The following is an 18,950-nucleotide window of genomic DNA, read 5'->3' on the forward strand; positions in this document are numbered from 1 at the left end:
GCCGGGGTGCGGCAGGCAGTACGCCCCGACTCCCGGCTTATCGTGACAAAACGGTTTTCAGGCCGCGCGGCGCGCGGTGGCCAGCACCGCGCCAATCGCCATAAACATGCCGCCAAAGATGCGGTTCAGCAGCTTCATCTGGCGCGGGCCTTTGATCCAGCCGGCGATGCGCGTGGCCAGGGTGGCATAGCCAATCATTACGATGATATCCATCACCACCGTGGTGACGCCCAGTACCAGGTACTGCATCGCCTGCGGCTGATGGGCAATGATAAACTGTGGAAACAGGGCGGCGAGAAACACGATGCTCTTCGGATTGGTCAGGTTGACCAGCACCGCCCGCTGAAACAGCTTACGGCGCGGCATCGCCTGGGCTACCGCATTCAGATCAATCGCGCCGGCAGAGCGCCACTGCTGGATCCCCAGCCAGATCAGGTAGGCTGCACCGGCCCATTTCAGCACCTCAAACGCCAGCAGCGACTGGGAGAACAGCGCGCCAAGGCCGATACCCACCAGCAGGATATGAATTGACAGCCCGACCTGCAGGCCGGAAATAGAGGCCACCGCGCCGCGATAGCCGTGGCTGATGCCGGTGCTCATGGTGTTGATGGCGCCCGATCCCGGCGACAGGCTCAGGATGCTGGTTGTTAACAGATAGGTCAGCCACCATTCGATGGTCATGGTAAAACTCCCGGAAAACGCTTATTTGTGACACAATACGTCATTGTTGAACGTTGTGCTATCGGTAACAATAGTCCGCCCCCGACAGCGGCTTCTCTTCTGGAAAAGGTCTGATGGAACATCGCAAACACAGCTGGTTAACGCGTGAAGCTGCCTTCTCGGCCTTCGCGACCGGCCCTTTGCTGGATTTCTGGCAGCGGCGGGAAGAGGGCGAATTTGCCGGCGTGGCCAACGTGCCGATCCGCTACGTGCGCTTCACCGATCCGCAACATGACAAGGTTATCCTGCTGATCACCGGGCGTATCGAAAGCTACGTCAAGTACCCGGAGCTGGCCTGGGATCTGTTCCACAGCGGTTACGACGTGATCGTTATCGATCATCGTGGCCAGGGACGATCGGGTCGGCTGTTGGACGATTCCCATCTTGGTCACGTTGAGTCGTTTGCCGACTACGTTGATGACCTGGAAACGTTGTATCTGCAGGAAATCGTGCCGCGCCATTATCGCCAGCGCTACGCGCTGGCACACTCAATGGGCGGTGCGGTGCTGGCGCTGATGCTGGCGCGCCAGCCGACGGCGTTCAACGCGGTGGCGCTGGCGTCACCGATGTTTGGCATCTGCCTGCCGATGCCGTTGTGGATGGCACATCGGATCCTTAACTGGGCCGAAGCGCGCCCTTTGATGCGTAACGGCTATGCGTTAGGCACCGGTAAGTGGCATCCGCGCCCGTTTGCCATTAATCAACTGACCCACAGCCGCGAGCGCTACCGGCGCAACCTGCGCTTTTATGCCGACGATCCGCGTCTGCGCATGGGCGGCCCGACCTATCACTGGGTGGGGGAAGCGCTGCTGGCCTGCCAGCAGATACTCAGCCAGGCACCGAAGATTGTAACGCCGCTGCTGTTGCTGCAGGCGGCCGCTGATAAAGTGGTGGAAAACCGGGCGCAGGATCTGTTCTGCCAGGCGCTGCCCGGTCCTGGCCAGCGCCCGCGGGTGATTGCCGGTGCGCGCCACGAAATCCTGTTTGAGCAAGACCGGATGCGGGCCGAAGCCCTGGAAGCCATCCTGACATTTTTTGCCGGTCATCGCTGAATGGCCGCACCTGCCAAAATAATCAGAGGTATTATGTATCGTATTGTTGCTTCAGACCTCGACGGCACGCTGCTGTCGCCGGACCACACCCTCTCGCCGTTTGCCCGCGAAACGCTGCAGTTAGTCACCCGCAAGGGCATTCACTTCGTTTTCGCTACCGGGCGTCACTATATTGACGTGGCACAGATGCGCGACAGCCTGGGTATCGATGCCTATATGATCACCTCGAACGGCGCCCGCGTGCACAATACCGCCGGTGAACTGATCTTCAGCCATAACCTGGAAGAAGAGATCGCCCTCGAACTGTTTGCCATTCAGCACCATAACCCGGATATCTTCACCAACGTTTATCGCGATGAAGAGTGGTTCCTCAACCGCCATCGCCCGGAAGAGATGGACTTCTTCCGCGAGTCTGACTTCAACTATCAGGTCTACGAGCAGGGCCAGCTGGCGACCGACGGCATCAGCAAGGTGTTCTTTACCTGCGCCGATCCCGCGCTGCTGATCCCGCTGGAACAGGCGCTGATTGCCCGCTGGGGCGATCGGGTTAACGTCTGCTTCTCACTGCCGACCTGTCTGGAAGTGATGGCTGGCGGCGTCTCTAAAGGGCATGCGCTGGATGCGGTGTCGAAGAAGTTAGGCTATACGCTGCAGGACTGTATCGCCTTCGGCGACGGCATGAACGATACCGAGATGCTGAGCATGTCCGGTAAGGGCTGTGTAATGCAGAATGCCGACCCACGCCTGAAGGCACTGCTGCCGGAGCTTGAGGTGATCGGCAGCAACGCCGGGCAGGCGGTGCCCAATACCCTGCGCACGCTGTACGCGGTATAAGTTTTCGCTTAACGCGCAGGCAAAAGGGCTGAGCCCGCCCGGTTTCGTCACCGTCAGAGCGATCTGACCGGTGACGAGCCGTGCGGTAACTCAGCCCTTTTTTAATGGCGGCGGTACCCCGCTGCCATTACGCTTTCATACCCGCCTTACTGTGAACCGGCAGCCAGCGCCTGCTTGTGCTTGTTCTCGCTCAGCATGGTCATAATCAGCAGGATCACCGCCAGCACGCAGCCGCCGACCATCACCGCAAAGCCGCCGTTCCAGCCGAAGTAGTCAACGGTATAACCGACGATGGCGCTGGCGGCCACCGAGCCACCCAGGTAACCGAACAGCCCGGTAAAGCCTGCGGCGGTGCCGGCCGCTTTCTTCGGTGCCAGCTCCAGCGCATGCAGGCCAATCAGCATCACCGGACCGTAGATCAGGAAGCCAATGATGGTCATACAGGCCATATCAATGCCGGGGTTGCCCGCCGGGTTCATCCAGTACACCACGGTGGCAATGGTCACCAGGGTCATAAAGAACACGCCGGTTGCGCCACGGTTGCCTTTAAACACCTTGTCAGACATCCAGCCGCACAGCAGCGTGCCGGGAATACCGGCGTACTCGTAGAAGAAGTAGGCCCACGACGACTTATCCAGAGTAAAGTGCTTCACCTCTTTCAGGTAGGTCGGCGACCAGTCGAGGATGCCGTAGCGCAGCAGATAGACGAAGACGTTAGCCAGCGCGATGTACCACAGCAGCTTGTTTGGCAGGATGTACTGCATAAAGATCTGCTTCGCGGTCAGCTCTTCTTCATGCTTTTCGTTGTAATCCGGCGGGTAGTCGTTTTTGTATTCTTCAATCGGCGGCAGGCCGCAGGACTGTGGCGTGTCACGCATCAGGGCAAAGGCGATAATCGCTACCAGGATCGCGCCGAAGGCCGGCATATACAGGGCGGCCTTCCAGTCGTTAAACCACGCCATGCCGAGCAGGAACAGCAGCGGCGGCAGACCACCGCCGACGTTATGCGCGCAGTTCCATACCGATACGATGCCGCCGCGCTCTTTCTGCGACCACCAGTGCACCATGGTACGACCACACGGCGGCCAGCCCATCCCCTGGAACCAGCCGCACAGGAACAGCAGCACGAACATCACCATGATGCTGGAGGTTGCCCACGGCACAAAGCCCATGATCAGCATCACCACGCCGGCCAGAATCAGCCCGGCAGGCAGGAAGACGCGCGGGTTAGAGCGGTCGGAGATCGAGCCCATCAGAAACTTGGAGAAGCCGTAGGCAATCGAGATCCCGGACAGCGCGAAGCCTAAATCACCGCGGGAGAAACCCTGCTCGATCAGATAAGGCATGGCGAGGGTGAAGTTCTTGCGCACCAGGTAATAGGCCGCATAACCGAAGAAGATCCCCATAAAGATCTGCCAGCGCAGCTTGCGGTACAGCGGATCGACGCGGCTGTCATCAACGCGAGGCTGATGCGCGGCCGGCTTGAAAATACTTAGCATGACTAACTCCCGAGGTTCGAAAAATGACAGCCGCCGGCAGGCAAATTGACGCGCACGGAAACAGGTTAAGAAAAATGTTCCATTTCGCGCATTTTGCAGCGGATGTCAGGATAAGCACGGCGAATAAGGTCGCGGATGTTACAGTTTTATGACGAAATGGCTACATCTCCATCATTAAAACGTGGGGTATTTTCGAAGTGGAACTATATTATGTGATGTTAATCACAATTATTATCCATGGTGGCAGTGGTGCTTTCGTTTGGTGAGTGTTTACTTTCCAAAAGGAAGATTAAGGCGATTGCACAGGGCAGGTCGCAGTTCCTCGTCGCGAACAGAGAGCGTTGTGCTAAGGCGTTATCGGATCAGCGGCCTGACGGGAACGGGGGAAAGTGCATAAATTAACGCCAGATAGCGTTAATTTATGCAGAGAGTGGGCTGAGGAAAATGATTATGCCTTCGCCGGGCGGATTTTTTTGGTCAGCCCTTTAAGGAAGTTACGCAGGATCTGATCGCCGCACTCACGGTAGTTCTTGTGCCCAGGTTTACGGAATATCGCGCCAATTTCCGACTGTCCGACGGCAAAGTCGGCTGATTTCAGCAGGTCGGTGATATCGGTGGTTTTCAGATCAAAGGCGATGCGCAGCTTCTTCAGGATGATGTTGTTGGTCATTTTGCGCTCAATCGACGGCGCGGGTGCTTCGTCGCTTTTTCCGCGACGCAGGAAAATTAAACCGTTCAGAAAGTAGCCCATGACCACGTCGGGGCAGGGACGAAAACCGGCTTCGTCCTCTTTTTTCAGGAAGCTGTGCACTTCCGCTTCGCTGACTTCGCTCTCTGCCAGCGCCAGGATGCTGACGACTTTGGCATCGTTCAAATCCAGCATATAGCGCACGCTGCGCAGGACATCGTTATTGGTCATGGACATTCTCTTCAATAAAACTGTTTCAGTGTGCGCATTATAGGGGCAATCGCCCGCTTAAACAGAAAAAACCGCCAGCGTTGTGCCGGCGGCAGGGAGAGCAGAGAAACCGCGCGGGTCAGGAGCGGGCGAGGGTCGTCGGCAGCGGCGTGCCCGGACGCGAGGCATCGCGCACCCGCGGCAGGTTGTTACAGGCGTGCTGGCGCGCCGAATGGATAAAGGCTTCGACTACAGGCTGGCGTTGTTCACCGTCACGCACGGCCGCGTACAGGCGGCTCCACAGGCCGTCGCCCAGCGTTTTGGTCACCACCAGGTTTTGTTGCTCAAAACTCTCCACCACCCAGTGCGGCAGGGCGGCAATGCCCATCTGCGCCGCTACCATCTGAATCAGCAGCAGCGTGTTATCGACGTTCTTCAGCGCCGGGCTGACGCCTGCGGGCTGCAGGAAGTGCCGCCAGATATCCAGACGCTGGCGCTGTACCGGATAGATTAACAGCACCTCCTGCGCCAGATCCTCCGGTGAAATATGCGCCTTTGCGGCCAGCGGATGATCGGGTGCCAGCACCAGGCGAACTTCGAAATCGAACATCGGCGCGTAGAACAGCCCGCTGCTGGTCAGGATATCGGAGGTCAGCACGATATCCAGCTCACCCTGCTGCAGCGACGGCTGCGGGTCGAAGGTGACGCCTGATTTAAAGTCCATCTTCACCTGCGGCCAGCTCTTGCGGAAATTGTTCAGCGCCGGGGTCAGCCACTGAATGCAGCTGTGGCACTCGATGGCGATGCGCAGTGCGCTCTGCTGCGGTTCATGGCAGGCCTGTAGCGCCTGCTGGATCTGCGGCAGCACCTGCTCGGCCAGCTGCAGCAGGATCTCCCCCTGGGGGGTGAAACGCAGCGGCTGGCTCTTACGCACAAACAGGCGGAAGCCGAGACGCTGTTCCAGATCGCTGAACTGGTGAGATAACGCTGACTGCGTCTGGTGCAGCTGGGCGGCGGCGGCGGCCAGCGAACCGGTATTTTGCAGTGCCTGCAGCGTTCGCAGGTGTTTAAGTTCGATCATGAGGGTCCTTCACATCGACGGTGAACATTTTGCGCTTGTGGTGAATACAGTACCTGCGGATTATAGCGGTGTAAACATCTGGACGTCCAAATGAATCTGGCCGCAACGTTAATCGGGCGATTAACTCTCCGGGCAGGGCGCGAAATCTGCGCATAACCGCAGTCAGCATGACGGCCACGCGGACGCCGAACACTGAAAACGCTACAGGTAAGGAGTTGAAGATGACGATTCAGAACCATACGCTCGGCTTTCCCCGCGTCGGCCTGCGCCGTGAACTCAAAAAGGCTCTCGAGACCTACTGGGCTGGTAACAGCAGCCAGGCCGATCTGCTGGCCGTCGGCCGTGAACTGCGCGCCCGCCACTGGCAGCAGCAAAAAGACGCCGGTGTAGACCTGCTGCCGGTAGGCGACTTCGCCTGGTACGATCACGTGCTGACCACCAGTCTGATGCTCGGTAACGTGCCGCCGCGTCACCAGAATACAGACGGCTCCGTTGACCTCGACACTCTGTTCCGCCTTGGTCGTGGCCGTGCGCCAGGCGGCGAACCCGCCGCCGCCGCCGAGATGACCAAATGGTTTAACACCAACTACCACTACATGGTGCCGGAATTTGTGCAGGGCATGCAGTTCAGGCTGAGCTGGACCCAGCTGCTGGAAGAAGTCGACGAAGCGCTGGCGCTGGGGCACCGGGTGAAGCCGGTGCTGCTCGGCCCGGTCACTTACCTGTGGCTGGGCAAAGTAAAGGGCGAGCCGTTTAACCGCCTGAGCCTGCTGCCAGACATTCTGCCGGTGTACCAGCAGCTGCTGGCCGAACTGGCCAGACGCGGTATCGAATGGGTGCAGATTGACGAGCCGGCGCTGGCGCTGGAACTGCCCGCCGAGTGGCTGAATGCCTTCAGACCGGCTTACGCTACGCTGCAGGGGCAGATTAAGCTGCTGCTAACCACCTACTTTGACAGCATCGGTCATAACCTTGAGACCATCACCGCGCTGCCGGTACAGGGCCTGCACGTCGATCTGGTGCAGGGGAAAGACGATATCGCCTCCCTGAACGCCAGCATCCCGGCCGACTGGCTACTCTCCCTCGGCGTGATCAACGGACGTAACGTCTGGCGCGCCGATCTCAGCAGCTGGTTTGACCGCCTGCAGCCGCTGGTCGGCCGCCGTCAACAGCTGTGGATTGGCTCTTCCTGCTCGCTGCTGCACAGCCCGATCGATCTGAGCGTGGAAACCCGCCTGGATGCGGAAGTGAAAAGCTGGTTCGCCTTTGCGCTGCAGAAGTGTGCCGAGCTGTCGCTGTTAAGCAACGCGCTGAACACAAACGATGCCGCGTCACTGGAAGCCTGGAGCGCGCCGATCCGCGCCCGGCAGACCTCAACCCGCGTGCACAATGCGGCCGTAGCGCAGCGTCTGGCGGCAGTCACCGCCAAAGATAGCCTGCGTAATAACGGCTATCCGCTGCGTGCTGAAGCCCAGCGCCGGCGCTTCCGGCTGCCGGCCTGGCCGACCACCACCATCGGCTCCTTCCCGCAGACTCCTGAAATCCGCGGCCTGCGTCTCGACTTCAGGCAGGGGCGTCTTGACGGCGGTCGCTACCGCAGCGGCATCGCTGAACATATTAAGCAGGCGATCGCCGAGCAGGAATGCCTTGGCCTGGACGTGCTGGTGCACGGTGAAGCCGAGCGTAACGATATGGTGGAGTACTTCGGTGAGAACCTTGACGGCTTCGTCTTCAGCCAGAACGGCTGGGTGCAGAGCTACGGTTCACGCTGCGTGAAGCCACCGGTGATTATCGGCGACGTCAGCCGCCCGGGGGCGATCACCGTGGAGTGGGCGAAATACGCGCAGTCTCTGACTGACAAGCCGGTAAAAGGCATGCTGACCGGTCCGGTGACGATCCTCTGCTGGTCATTCCTGCGGGAAGACGTCAGCCGGGAAACCATTGCGCGGCAGATCGCGCTGGCGCTGCGTGATGAGGTGGCCGATCTGGAGAAGGCCGGGATCGGCATCATCCAGATTGACGAGCCTGCGCTGCGCGAAGGGCTGCCGCTGCACCAGTCTGACTGGGCGGCGTATCTGGCGTGGGCGGTGGAGGCCTTCCGGCTGAGCGCTGCGGTGGTGCGGGACGACACGCAGATCCACACCCACATGTGTTACTGCGAGTTCAACGACATTATGCCTGCGATCGCCGCGCTGGATGCAGACGTGATCACGATTGAAACCTCACGTTCCGATATGGAACTGCTGGAGTCGTTTGAGGAGTTTGCGTATCCGAATGAGATTGGTCCGGGGGTGTACGATATTCACTCGCCGAACGTGCCGGACGTCGGGGAGATCGAAGCGCTGCTGCTGAAGGCCGCGCAACGCATCCCGCCGGAACGTCTGTGGGTGAACCCTGACTGTGGCCTGAAAACCCGCGGCTGGGCCGAAACCCGCCAGGCGCTGGCCAATATGGTACAAGCGGCACAGAACCTGCGTAATGCGAAGGCCTGATTAAAATCCATCCTGCTTCAGGCCGCAGAGGAGGTTGCCCGCGTTTATTCCCTGCGGTATTCAGGTGTGCCGGGATCCCTTCACCGGCCGCCTGTCTGCAACGGAAAGGCGGCCGGCTGGAACGGTTGACGTTAAGCTGCGCGCGCTGGGGCACAGGTTACCGTGCCCCTTTTTTTTTATACTTTTGGTGCCACGCCATACTGGCGGAAAAAGGCCAGCATGCGCTGCCAGCCATCCTGGGCGGATTCGGCGTGATAGCTCGGGCGATAGTCGGCGTTAAACGCGTGTCCCGCGTCCGGATAAACGATGATTTCTGCTTTGGCATTAGCCGCCCGCACCGCCTGGCGCATGGTATCGACCGTCTCCTGAGGAATACCATCATCCTGGCCGCCGTAGAGGCCGAGCACCGGGGCATTCAGATTAACGGCGATATCGACCGGATGTTTCGGCTGTTTTAAGGTTTTCTCCCCCACCAGTTTACCGTACCAGGCAACCGCGGCTTTCAGCTGCGGGTTGTGTGCGGCATACAGCCAGCTGATGCGCCCGCCCCAGCAGAACCCGGTCACGGCCATATTGCGCATATCGCCGCCGTGGCGCGCCGCCCAGTTGGCCACGTGATCAAGGTCGGCCAGCACCTGGCTGTCCGGCACTTTGCTGACCAGCTCTTTCAGCAGGGTCGGGATGTCGTCGTAATCGCTGGCGTCGCCCTGACGGAAATAGAGCTCGGGTGCCACGGCCAGATAGCCGGCCTGTGCCAGGCGGCGACAGATATCGCGGATATGTTCATGTACGCCGAAGATCTCCTGCACTACCAGGATCACCGGTAACGGCTCTTCCGCCTGGCGCGGCCGGGCAAAAAACGCCGGCATATTATCGCCCTGGGTCGGCACCGAGGTTTCGCCGCAGGTGATATCCGCGCTGTCGGTGATCAGGGTGGTGGGGGCGGTCGCACCGGCCGCCGGGGCGAAGCCCGTGGTGCTGCGATCTTGAGTCGTGTTATCGTCGGTTTTCATTGTCCTCTCCGTGCGTGCACTAAAGCCGTCAGCTAAATATAGCCAGGAATGCGCCGGGGCCGCTCACCGCGCCCTATCTCTTTAACATCAGACCCGGCTCTGCCATAGCGCGGGTTGTGACATATTCAGCCGGTTCAGTGTTTATTTGTGAATCAGATCACCTTTTATAACTCTTGAAATGTAACTTTCATTTTAAGAGTGGATGTTTATCACATAAAAGTGTGCGACTTTTACGTAGAGTAGTCTTCAGTTAACTAATCCCGCTTTCCGCGACAGGAGTTTGAAATGGCACAGTCTGACGTATTCCACCTTGGTTTAACGCAAGCCGACCTGCAGGGCGCGACGCTGGCGATTGTGCCCGGCGATCCGGAGCGGGTGAAGAAAATTGCCGCGCTGATGGATAACCCGGTGCATCTGGCCTCGCACCGCGAGTTCACCACCTGGCGTGCGGAACTCTCCGGCACGCCGGTGATCGTCTGCTCCACCGGTATCGGCGGGCCGTCCACTTCGATTGCGGTGGAAGAGCTGGCGCAGCTGGGCATCCGCACCTTCCTGCGCGTGGGCACCACCGGTGCCATCCAGCCGGGCATCAACGTCGGCGACGTGCTGGTCACTACCGGATCGGTACGTCTGGACGGTGCCAGCCTGCACTTTGCCCCGCTGGAGTTCCCGGCGGTGGCGGACTTCGCCTGTACCACCGCGCTGGTGGCGGCCGCGCAGGCGGTAGGGGCGACGACCCACATCGGTATTACCGCGTCATCAGACACCTTCTATCCCGGTCAGGAGCGTTATGACACCTACTCCGGACGCGTGGTCAGCCGGTTCCAGGGCTCAATGCAGGAGTGGCAGCAGATGGGCGTACTGAACTATGAGATGGAGTCGGCGACGTTGCTGACCATGTGCGCCAGCCAGGGGCTGCGTGCGGGAATGGTCGCCGGAGTGATCGTTAACCGTACCCAGCAGGAGATCCCGGATGCGGAAACCATGAAGAAAACCGAGAGTGATGCGGTGAAAATCGTGGTGGAAGCAGCGCGTCGCCTGATCTGACCCGCCTGACAACGGGCCACGTGTAATCAGGTGGCCCGCTGACGATGAACGGCGTGATCTACCTGCTACCTGCTACTTGTGACCCAGTGACCCTGTGACCCTGTGACATGTGACTTCTGTCTGCTGCCCTTGTGTCTTTTGCTATTCATTCTCCGCTTTGTCCTGTGTCCACTGCCGATAAGGCCTCTGACGTCATCACGCTTCTTGCGGCCTGGTATCCATTTTAGCTTACTACTTCCTATGCCCACCGGCATGCGTGGCTTTTTGTCTGGACATTCATACAGTAGATCACTATTTTTTCAGCTGGTGGGTTTTCAGCAGGAGAAACAGAGTGGATGCATTGATGGTTATTGGCGTCTGTAGCGCCCTCGCCGGGGTGCTGGCCGGCTGGCTGATTGCCCTGTTGCGCGGCCAGCGCCAGCTGGCACAGGGTGAAACGGAACGTCGGCTGCTGATGCAGGCGGCGGAACAGGCGCAGGCGGAACGCCAGCGCCTGCACCAGCAGCTGGATGGCCAGCTTCAGCAACAGAAAGCCGCGGAGCAGGAGTTACGTCAGCTGCACGGCGGGCTGGCCGCCGCCGGTGAGAAGCTTCAGCAGCTCGACCACTGGCGCGCGGAAGCGGAGCAACTGACGCGTGAGCTGCGCAACCAGCTGGAGATCAATGCGGCCCAGGAGGCGGAGCTGCGCGAAGTGACCATCCGCCTGGAAGAGACGCGAATGGCGACAGAAGAGAAGCAGCGGCTGCTGGTAAACAGCGAGACGCGGCTGAACGCGCAGTTCGAGAACCTCGCTAACCGTATTTTTGAAAACAGCGGCCGCCGGGTGGATGAACAGAACCGGCAGAGCCTGCACGGTCTGATTACGCCGCTGCGCGAGCAGCTGGAAGGGTTCCGCCGCCAGGTGCAGGAGGGCTTCGGCCAGGAAGCGCGGGAGCGGCATACGCTGGCCCATGAAATCCGCAACCTGCAGCAGCTTAACGCGCAGATGGCGCAGGAAGCGATCAACCTGACCAAAGCCCTGAAAGGCGACAACAAAACGCAGGGTAACTGGGGGGAGGTGGTGCTCAGCCGGGTGCTGGAAGCCTCCGGCCTGCGTGAAGGTCACGAGTATGAGACTCAGGTCACCGTCCAGCTGGAGCAGAACGGCCGCATGCAGCCGGACGTGATTGTCCGTCTGCCGCAGGGCAAGGACGTGGTGATTGACGCCAAGATGACGCTGGTAGCCTACGAGCGCTATTTCAACGGTGAGGATCAGGCGGAACGGGAGCTGGCGATCGCCGAGCATATCGCGGCGATCCGCAACCACCTGCGTCTGCTCAGCCGCAAGGACTATCAGCAGCTGCCGGGCCTGCGTTCGCTGGACTACGTGCTGATGTTTATTCCTGTCGAGCCGGCGTTTCTGCTGGCGATTGACCGCCAGCCGGAGCTGATTAACGAAGCGCTGAACCAGAATATTATGCTGGTCAGCCCGACCACCCTGCTGGTGGCGCTGCGCACCATCAATAATCTGTGGCGTTATGAACACCAGAGCCGTCATGCCCAGCGCATTGCCGATCGCGCCGCGCGGCTTTATGACAAAATGCGGCTGTTTGTTGATGATATGAGCAGCATCGGGCAGAACCTCGATAAGGCGCAGGACAGCTACCGCCAGGCAATGAAGAAGCTGGCGGAAGGTCGCGGTAATCTGATCGCCCAGACCGAGGGGTTTCGCCAGATGGGGGTGGAGATCAAACGGCCGATCAACCCGAGGCTGGTGGAACAGGCGCAGCCGGACGACGACGAGGCCGGGCAGGACGACGGCTGGGACGATGCGCCGGATGAGGCTGCGGCAAGCCAGTCGCCCCCTCAGCGCATTAATGAATAAGCGTGCGGCAAGTGCCTGGCCTGCCTGACTCTGGTACACTTGGCCGATATTTGATGGCAGAACAGGCAAAACCCATGGCAGATGAATCTAAGGACACCACCGATTTCGGCTATCGCACCGTAGCGAAAAGCGAGAAAGCCGATATGGTGGCGGATGTGTTCCACTCCGTTGCGGCCAAATATGATTTGATGAACGACCTGATGTCGTTCGGCATTCACCGCGTCTGGAAGCGTTTCACCATTGATTGCAGCGGCGTGCGCCGCGGCCAGCGCGTGCTGGATCTGGCGGGCGGCACGGGCGACCTGACGGCGAAATTTTCTCGTCTGGTGGGGGAATCTGGTGAAGTGGTGCTGGCCGATATCAACAGTTCAATGTTGAAAGTAGGCCGCGAGAAGCTGCGTAACCGAGGCATCATTGGCAATGTCAACTACGTGCAGGCCAACGCGGAAGCGCTGCCGTTCCCGGACAACTACTTCGACTGCATCACCATCGCCTTTGGCCTGCGTAACGTGACCGATAAAGACAAGGCGCTGGCCTCGATGTTCCGCGTGCTGAAGCCGGGTGGTCGCCTGCTGGTGCTGGAGTTCTCCAAACCCGTACTGGAGCCGCTGAGCAAAGCCTACGATGCTTACTCCTTCCATATCCTGCCGCGCATCGGTGAGATCGTTGCGAAAGACGCCGGCAGCTACCGCTACCTGGCGGAATCCATCCGTATGCACCCCGCTCAGGACACCCTGAAGCAGATGATGATGGACGTTGGCTTTGAAAACACCACTTATCACAATCTGACGGGCGGCATCGTTGCGTTGCACCGTGGATTCAAGTTCTGATCGGGAATGGCTATGACACTAACGCCGCTGTTAACCGCAGGCATGGAGACGGCGCTGAATCAGGTTCTGTATCGCGATCGCGGCCTGAAAGCGGCGCGCCAGCGTCTCACCGGTAAAAGCCTGACTATCGTGCTGACCGAGCTGAAGCAGCCGCTGACCTTCGTGTTCAGCGAACAGCAGGTCGACGTGGTGGGGGAGTGGGCCGGCCCGGCCGACTGCACGGTGACCACCCGGCTGACCACGCTGCCAAAGCTGCGCGACCGCCAGCAGCTGACCGCGTTGATCCGTAGCGGTGAGCTGTCCGTTGCCGGTGACCTGCAGCTGGTGCAGCAGTTCTCTGCGCTGCTCGATATGGCCGAACTCGACCCGGCGGAATATCTCGCCCCGTGGGTGGGGGATATTGCCGCCCAGGGCATTACGCGCTTTGCACAACGCGGTTTCAGCCTGGTGCGCCGTGATGTGGCCCGCAAGCAACAGTACCTGGCGCAAGCCGTGACCGAGGAGTGGCGCCTGGCGCCGGGCCAGCTTGAACTGGCCTGGTTTGCCGAAGAAGTCGACGCGCTGACCCGCTCGCTGGATGCGCTGGATGCCCGTTTCAGTAAGCTGGAGGAGCAATGACCTTTGGAGAACTTCGCCGTCTCTACCTGATTATCCGGGTGTTTCTGAGTTACGGGCTGGATGAACTGATTCCGCAAACACGCCTGACTCTGCCCCTGCGTCTGTGGCGTAAGTGCCTGTTCTGGCTGCCTAACCGCCATCATGACCTGCCGCTGGGCCAGCGTTTACGCCTGGCACTGGAGCAGCTGGGGCCGGTGTGGATCAAGTTTGGTCAGATGATGTCCACCCGCCGTGACCTGTTCCCGCCGCAGATTGCTGACCAGCTGGCGATGTTACAGGATCGCGTGGCTCCGTTTGACGGTGCCAAGGCGCTGAAGCTGATCGAGCAGTCGCTCGGTGCCCCGATTGACAGCCAGTTTGATGAGTTCGATATTGTCCCGCTGGCCTCTGCCTCTATCGCCCAGGTCCATACGGCTAAACTGAAAAAGAACGGCCGTGAAGTAGTGATTAAGGTGATCCGCCCGGACATCCTGCCGGTCATTAAAGCGGATATGCGGCTGATTTATCGGCTGGCCCGCTGGGTGCCGCGGCTGTTGCCGGACGGGCGGCGTCTGCGCCCGGTTGAGGTGGTGGCGGATTACGAGAAAACGCTGCTGGACGAGCTGAATCTGCTGCGCGAAGCCGCCAACGCTATTCAGCTGCGACGTAACTTTGACGGCAGCCGGATGCTGTACGTGCCGGAAGTTTACTCCGACTATGGCAGCGAAACCATGATGGTGATGGAGCGCATTTACGGCATTCCCATCTCTGATGTGGCAACGCTGGAGCAGCACGGGGTGAATATGAAACTGCTGGCCGAACGCGGCGTGCAGGTGTTCTTTACCCAGGTGTTCCGTGACAGCTTCTTCCACGCCGATATGCACCCGGGTAATATCTTCGTCAGCTACGATCGCCCGGAAGATCCGCAGTATATTGGTATTGACTGTGGCATCGTTGGTTCGCTGAACAAAGAAGACAAACGCTATCTGGCCGAGAACTTTATCGCCTTCTTCAACCGCGATTACCGTAAGGTGGCCGAGCTGCACGTTGACTCCGGCTGGGTGCCGCCGGATACCAACGTGGAAGACTTTGAATTCTCCATACGTACGGTCTGTGAACCGATTTTTGAGAAGCCGCTGGCTGAAATCTCCTTCGGTCATGTGTTGATGAACCTGTTTAACACCGCCCGCCGTTTCAATATGGAAGTGCAGCCGCAGCTGGTGCTACTGCAGAAAACGCTGCTCTACGTCGAGGGCGTGGGCCGCCAGCTCTACCCGCAGCTGGATCTGTGGAAAACGGCCAAGCCGTTCCTCGAGGACTGGATCAAAGATCAGATTGGTATTCCGGCGCTGGTGCGTGCGCTAAAAGATAAAGCGCCGTCATGGGCCGAAAAGCTGCCGGAGCTACCGGAGCTGTTTTATGACAGCCTGCGCCAGCACCGGCATTTGCGCCACAGCGTTGACCGGCTGGCTAATGATTTGAAAGGCGAACGCGTACGCCAGCATCAGTCCCGCTACCTGCTGGGCGTGGGTGCCACCCTGCTGCTCGGTGGTACGGCGATCCTGCTGCTGCGGCCTGAGGCGGAACTGCTGCCGGCGGTGCTGGTTGCCGCCGGACTGGTTGCCTGGCTGGTCGGCTGGCGCAAAACAAATTGATTGTCACGAAAGGTAAATCGGCACTTAATTCCGACTACTAAGGGGTTTGTGAATCGTCAGTGGTACACAGACTGTTATATACTGCGCAACTCGCATCATTTGTCGATATTCAGAGGTCATTATGGGCATTACTCTTCCGCACTTGTTAATCATCGCCGTGCTGGTGGTGCTGCTGTTTGGTACTAAGAAGCTGCGTTCGCTGGGCTCCGATCTGGGTTCGTCCATCAAGGGCTTTAAGAAAGCCATGAGTGATGAAGACGATAAGTCTAAGGACCGTTCCCAGGATGAAGACGCCGACTTCAACGCTCGCCTGGCTGAGAAACAGCCTGGTGAAGTGAAAAAAGAAGACGTTAAGAACGACAAGGTCTGATCCGTGTTCGACATAGGCTTTAGTGAACTGGTACTGGTTTTCGTGATTGGCCTGGTGGTACTGGGGCCGAAACGTCTGCCGGTAGCGGTCAGAACCGTAGTGGGTTGGATCCGCGCGATGCGCTCCCTCGCCAGCAACGTGCAAAACGAACTGGCACAGGAGCTCAAACTGCAGGAGCTGCAGGATGGCCTGAAAAAGATTGAGCAGGCCAGCATGGACAGCCTGTCGCCGGAGCTGAAAGCGTCGGTGGAAGAGCTGAAGCAGACCGCGGAATCAATGAAGCGCAGCTATCTCGGCGAGAACGAAAAAGCCGATGATGAAGCGCACACCATCCACAACCCGCTGGTGAAAAATTCGCAGGACGCCCACGATGGCGTGACCCCGGCTACCGCCGATCACCAGGCCAGCGCTCCGGCTCAGGCACCTGCCTCTGCAGTGCAGCAGGCCAGCGTACAGGCACCGGCACATGCCACGGCAACAGAGGCCAGCATACCGGTTCAGGCACCTGCCGCCGCTGTGCCGGAGCAAACCCTTGCCACTGAGGCAACCGCAGAACCGCTGCCGCAAGCCACACCGTCGCCGCTGGCCGGGCATGATACCGCGCAGAGGCCTGACAGCGCAGTGCGGCTGTCTAAGACCGCTGAGGTCGCCCGTCCAGCTACCTCCACTCAACCGAGCGATGAACGTTAAACATGGCTGTTGAAGATACCCAACCGCTAATCAGTCATCTGATTGAGCTGCGTAAGCGCCTGCTGAACAGCATTATTGCTGTGCTGGTGATATTTCTTTGCCTGATCTACTTTGCCAACGACATTTACCAACTGGTTTCAGCACCGCTGATCAAGCAGCTGCCGGCCGGTGCCAGCATGATCGCCACCGATGTCGCTTCACCCTTTTTTACGCCGATTAAGCTGACCATTATCGTCTCGCTGTTCCTGGCCGTACCGGTGATCCTCTATCAGATCTGGGCGTTTATTGCACCGGCGCTTTACCGCCATGAGCGCAGGCTGGTGATGCCGCTGCTGTTTTCCAGTTCATTCCTATTCTATCTCGGCATGGCTTTCGCTTACTTTATCGTCTTCCCGCTGGCGTTTGGCTTCTTTGCTAAAACCGCGCCTGCAGGGGTGCAGATTGCAACCGACATCAACAATTATCTCGACTTTGTGATGACGTTGTTTTTGGCCTTTGGCGTCTCCTTTGAAGTACCGATTGCGATCGTTCTGCTGTGCTGGACCGGTGTGACCACGCCACAGGACCTGCGAGAAAAGCGGCCGTACGTGCTGGTCGGGGCTTTTGTGGTGGGAATGCTGCTGACGCCGCCGGATATCTTCTCGCAGACGCTGCTGGCGATACCGATGTACTGCCTGTTTGAAGTCGGCATCCTGTGCTCGCGTTTCTACGTCGGTAAGAACCGTCGTGAAGAGGATGAAGAGCAGGAAGACCAGCCGGATTAATGGCGGTGCCCGGCTGCTCCGGCAGAACAGACCCTTAACTAACCGCCCGTCAGGGCGGTTATCGTTTGGAAAAGACTATGTTTGATATTGGTGTAAACCTGACCAGCACCCAGTTTGCGAAAGACCGTGAACAGGTGATAAAGCGCGCCCGCGAGGCAGGCGTCACCGGCATGTTAATTACCGGTACCAACGCGCTGGAGAGCCAGCAGGCACAGAGCCTGGCACGCCAGCATCCTGACTACTGCTGGTCGACGGCGGGGGTGCATCCGCATCACGCCAGTGAATGGTCGGCAGAAACCGCCGGTACCTTAAAGCGGCTGGCGGAGAGCCCACAGGTGGTGGCGATCGGCGAGTGCGGCCTGGACTTTAACCGTAACTTCTCCGAGCCTGAGCAGCAGGCCTACGCGTTTGAGGCCCAACTGGCGCTGGCCGTCGAGCTCGGCCTGCCGGTATTCCTGCACTGTCGGGAAGCGCATGACCGTTTTGTTGAGATCCTGGCACCCTGGCTACCGCAGCTGCCAGCCGCGGTGCTGCACTGCTTTACCGGGACGCGCGCAGAGCTTGAAGCCTGTCTGGCGCTGGGGCTGTCGATCGGCATTACCGGCTGGGTCTGCGATGAGCGGCGCGGCCAGGAGCTGCGTGAACTGATGCCGCTGATCCCGGCAGAGCGGCTGTTGCTTGAGACCGATGCGCCCTGGCTGCTGCCGCGCGATATGCGTCCGCGTCCCGCTTCGCGGCGTAATGAGCCCTGCTTCCTGCCGCATATCGTGCAGCAGGTGGCGCTGTTACGGGGTGAAGAGACCAGTGAGCTGGGTGGGATCACCGCTGATAATGCGCGGCGGTTATTCCGTCTGTAGTCAGATTAGCCAGGTTCGTGTGGCTGCGGGTGAGCCGGCGGTTAAATCTTCTGGAACTGCCGGTTACCAATGCTGCGTACCACCTGCTTGTTAAGCAGGTTTAGCAGCAGCATGGAGCGGGCCTCGCCGTCTGGTTCGCTAAAGATCGCCTGTAACCCCTCAAAGGCTCCCGAGGTGATCAGCACCGTATCTCCAGGCTGCGGCAGCTCCGCATCGGGCAGGACTTCATGCAGCGGCCGATCCTGCAGCGCTTCAATCACCCCGACCGGCACCTGCGCCGGCTGATTGCCAAAGCGGATGAAATGGCTGACCCCACGCGTGGCGCTGATGGTGGTGGTATGAATAGATTCCGGGTCGAATTCAATAAACAGATAGTTAGGAAACAGAGGTTCACTGACCTCGGTGACTTTGCCGCGCACCGTTTTTTCCATCGCGATCATCGGGCTGAGGCAATGCACCGCCTGGCGCTCAAGATGCTCTTTCGCGCGTAGCAGCTGGCCTCGTTTGCAGTAAAGAAGATACCAGGATTCCATAACGTCACTTTCTAATTATCTGGACGTTCAGAATAGCAAAGTCACTAACAGAGAGATAGCGCGATCGGCGCGCCAGTCGCGGTTTTCAGGCCTTTCCCATGGTGTAAACCCGCCGTGCATTCCAGAGAGAATTGACGTCTTCTGCCGCCCGATG

At 59.3% G+C, this 18,950-nt stretch carries 18 protein-coding genes; 12 read left to right on the forward strand and 6 right to left on the reverse strand.

The window, feature by feature from the left end:
- Window positions 1–57: 57 nt before the first annotated feature.
- Window positions 58–681: a homoserine/homoserine lactone efflux protein gene (gene rhtB / locus ASF13_RS08470; protein ID WP_056234792.1), complete on the reverse strand. Its 624-nt coding sequence runs from the start codon at window positions 679–681 to the stop codon at window positions 58–60.
- A 113-nt stretch (window positions 682–794) separates the two neighbouring features.
- Here rhtB and pldB point away from each other — a divergent pair, with 113 nt between their 5' ends.
- Together pldB and yigL are read left to right on the forward strand one after the other, a co-directional pair.
- Window positions 795–1,772 carry a lysophospholipase L2 gene (gene pldB, locus ASF13_RS08475; RefSeq protein WP_056234794.1) on the forward strand — a complete coding sequence of 326 codons (978 nt, stop codon included), beginning with the start codon at window positions 795–797 and terminating at the stop codon, window positions 1,770–1,772.
- A gap of 33 nt (window positions 1,773–1,805) precedes the next feature.
- Window positions 1,806–2,606, forward strand: a complete 801-nt coding sequence (gene yigL, locus ASF13_RS08480; RefSeq protein ID WP_056234869.1) for a sugar/pyridoxal phosphate phosphatase YigL — start codon at window positions 1,806–1,808, stop codon at window positions 2,604–2,606.
- 146 nt (window positions 2,607–2,752) lie between these two features.
- Here yigL and glpT read toward each other — a convergent pair whose 3' ends face one another.
- From glpT to metR, 3 genes are all read right to left on the reverse strand, one after another.
- The gene (glpT, locus tag ASF13_RS08485) at window positions 2,753–4,105 is read right to left on the reverse strand and encodes a glycerol-3-phosphate transporter (RefSeq protein WP_056234797.1); all 1,353 of its coding nucleotides are present in this window, start codon (window positions 4,103–4,105) and stop codon (window positions 2,753–2,755) included.
- Window positions 4,106–4,553: 448 nt separating this feature from the next.
- Window positions 4,554–5,024 (reverse strand): DUF1456 family protein, encoded by a 471-nt coding sequence (locus ASF13_RS08490; RefSeq protein ID WP_056234799.1) that lies wholly within the window; start codon window positions 5,022–5,024, stop codon window positions 4,554–4,556.
- A 118-nt stretch (window positions 5,025–5,142) separates the two neighbouring features.
- Window positions 5,143–6,084 (reverse strand): HTH-type transcriptional regulator MetR, encoded by a 942-nt coding sequence (gene metR, locus ASF13_RS08495; RefSeq protein ID WP_056234802.1) that lies wholly within the window; start codon window positions 6,082–6,084, stop codon window positions 5,143–5,145.
- Window positions 6,085–6,305: 221 nt separating this feature from the next.
- Here metR and metE point away from each other — a divergent pair, with 221 nt between their 5' ends.
- Window positions 6,306–8,576 (forward strand): 5-methyltetrahydropteroyltriglutamate--homocysteine S-methyltransferase, encoded by a 2,271-nt coding sequence (gene metE / locus ASF13_RS08500; protein ID WP_056234804.1) that lies wholly within the window; start codon window positions 6,306–6,308, stop codon window positions 8,574–8,576.
- Between the two features lie 176 nt (window positions 8,577–8,752).
- Here metE and ASF13_RS08505 read toward each other — a convergent pair whose 3' ends face one another.
- Window positions 8,753–9,589, reverse strand: coding sequence for a dienelactone hydrolase family protein (locus tag ASF13_RS08505; RefSeq protein ID WP_056234807.1), 837 nt, complete (start codon window positions 9,587–9,589; stop codon window positions 8,753–8,755).
- 285 nt (window positions 9,590–9,874) lie between these two features.
- Between ASF13_RS08505 and udp the strand changes: the two genes are divergently transcribed.
- The 9 genes from udp (at window position 9,875) to tatD (ending at window position 18,263) form a co-directional block, all read left to right on the forward strand.
- Entirely contained in the window at window positions 9,875–10,636 is a 762-nt protein-coding gene (gene udp / locus ASF13_RS08510; protein ID WP_056234809.1) for a uridine phosphorylase, read from the forward strand.
- 343 nt (window positions 10,637–10,979) lie between these two features.
- A complete protein-coding gene (rmuC, locus tag ASF13_RS08515; protein WP_101506053.1) occupies window positions 10,980–12,500 on the forward strand; it encodes a DNA recombination protein RmuC in 1,521 nt (506 codons plus the stop codon).
- A 74-nt stretch (window positions 12,501–12,574) separates the two neighbouring features.
- The gene (gene ubiE, locus ASF13_RS08520) at window positions 12,575–13,330 is read left to right on the forward strand and encodes a bifunctional demethylmenaquinone methyltransferase/2-methoxy-6-polyprenyl-1,4-benzoquinol methylase UbiE (protein WP_056234815.1); all 756 of its coding nucleotides are present in this window, start codon (window positions 12,575–12,577) and stop codon (window positions 13,328–13,330) included.
- 12 nt (window positions 13,331–13,342) lie between these two features.
- Window positions 13,343–13,948 carry an SCP2 domain-containing protein gene (locus ASF13_RS08525; RefSeq protein ID WP_056234818.1) on the forward strand — a complete coding sequence of 202 codons (606 nt, stop codon included), beginning with the start codon at window positions 13,343–13,345 and terminating at the stop codon, window positions 13,946–13,948.
- On the forward strand, window positions 13,945–15,582 hold the full coding sequence (gene ubiB, locus ASF13_RS08530) for a ubiquinone biosynthesis regulatory protein kinase UbiB (RefSeq protein ID WP_056234822.1): 1,638 nt from the start codon (window positions 13,945–13,947) through the stop codon (window positions 15,580–15,582). The genes ASF13_RS08525 and ubiB overlap by 4 nt, the downstream gene beginning before the upstream one ends.
- A gap of 118 nt (window positions 15,583–15,700) precedes the next feature.
- Window positions 15,701–15,952, forward strand: coding sequence for a twin-arginine translocase TatA/TatE family subunit (tatA, locus tag ASF13_RS08535; RefSeq protein ID WP_056234825.1), 252 nt, complete (start codon window positions 15,701–15,703; stop codon window positions 15,950–15,952).
- 3 nt (window positions 15,953–15,955) lie between these two features.
- The gene (tatB, locus tag ASF13_RS08540) at window positions 15,956–16,642 is read left to right on the forward strand and encodes a Sec-independent protein translocase protein TatB (protein WP_082502320.1); all 687 of its coding nucleotides are present in this window, start codon (window positions 15,956–15,958) and stop codon (window positions 16,640–16,642) included.
- 2 nt (window positions 16,643–16,644) lie between these two features.
- Window positions 16,645–17,406: a Sec-independent protein translocase subunit TatC gene (gene tatC, locus ASF13_RS08545; protein ID WP_056234828.1), complete on the forward strand. Its 762-nt coding sequence runs from the start codon at window positions 16,645–16,647 to the stop codon at window positions 17,404–17,406.
- A 77-nt stretch (window positions 17,407–17,483) separates the two neighbouring features.
- The gene (gene tatD, locus ASF13_RS08550) at window positions 17,484–18,263 is read left to right on the forward strand and encodes a 3'-5' ssDNA/RNA exonuclease TatD (RefSeq protein ID WP_056234831.1); all 780 of its coding nucleotides are present in this window, start codon (window positions 17,484–17,486) and stop codon (window positions 18,261–18,263) included.
- A 41-nt stretch (window positions 18,264–18,304) separates the two neighbouring features.
- Here tatD and rfaH read toward each other — a convergent pair whose 3' ends face one another.
- A complete protein-coding gene (rfaH, locus tag ASF13_RS08555; protein WP_056234834.1) occupies window positions 18,305–18,796 on the reverse strand; it encodes a transcription/translation regulatory transformer protein RfaH in 492 nt (163 codons plus the stop codon).
- Between the last annotated feature and the right edge of the window lie 154 nt (window positions 18,797–18,950).

The organism is Erwinia sp. Leaf53 (genome assembly GCF_001422605.1).
Classification (GTDB): Bacteria; Pseudomonadota; Gammaproteobacteria; order Enterobacterales; family Enterobacteriaceae; genus Erwinia.

Bases quoted from the DNA above. Each gene is read 5' to 3' on its own strand.
- rhtB (WP_056234792.1), bottom strand. From the start codon at position 681: ATGACCATCGAATGGTGGCTGACCTATCTGTTAACAACCAGCATCCTG.
- pldB (WP_056234794.1), top strand. From the start codon at position 795: ATGGAACATCGCAAACACAGCTGGTTAACGCGTGAAGCTGCCTTCTCG.
- yigL (WP_056234869.1), top strand. From the start codon at position 1,806: ATGTATCGTATTGTTGCTTCAGACCTCGACGGCACGCTGCTGTCGCCG.
- glpT (WP_056234797.1), bottom strand. From the start codon at position 4,105: ATGCTAAGTATTTTCAAGCCGGCCGCGCATCAGCCTCGCGTTGATGAC.
- ASF13_RS08490 (WP_056234799.1), bottom strand. From the start codon at position 5,024: ATGACCAATAACGATGTCCTGCGCAGCGTGCGCTATATGCTGGATTTG.
- metR (WP_056234802.1), bottom strand. From the start codon at position 6,084: ATGATCGAACTTAAACACCTGCGAACGCTGCAGGCACTGCAAAATACC.
- metE (WP_056234804.1), top strand. From the start codon at position 6,306: ATGACGATTCAGAACCATACGCTCGGCTTTCCCCGCGTCGGCCTGCGC.
- ASF13_RS08505 (WP_056234807.1), bottom strand. From the start codon at position 9,589: ATGAAAACCGACGATAACACGACTCAAGATCGCAGCACCACGGGCTTC.
- udp (WP_056234809.1), top strand. From the start codon at position 9,875: ATGGCACAGTCTGACGTATTCCACCTTGGTTTAACGCAAGCCGACCTG.
- rmuC (WP_101506053.1), top strand. From the start codon at position 10,980: ATGGTTATTGGCGTCTGTAGCGCCCTCGCCGGGGTGCTGGCCGGCTGG.
- ubiE (WP_056234815.1), top strand. From the start codon at position 12,575: ATGGCAGATGAATCTAAGGACACCACCGATTTCGGCTATCGCACCGTA.
- ASF13_RS08525 (WP_056234818.1), top strand. From the start codon at position 13,343: ATGACACTAACGCCGCTGTTAACCGCAGGCATGGAGACGGCGCTGAAT.
- ubiB (WP_056234822.1), top strand. From the start codon at position 13,945: ATGACCTTTGGAGAACTTCGCCGTCTCTACCTGATTATCCGGGTGTTT.
- tatC (WP_056234828.1), top strand. From the start codon at position 16,645: ATGGCTGTTGAAGATACCCAACCGCTAATCAGTCATCTGATTGAGCTG.
- tatD (WP_056234831.1), top strand. From the start codon at position 17,484: ATGTTTGATATTGGTGTAAACCTGACCAGCACCCAGTTTGCGAAAGAC.
- rfaH (WP_056234834.1), bottom strand. From the start codon at position 18,796: ATGGAATCCTGGTATCTTCTTTACTGCAAACGAGGCCAGCTGCTACGC.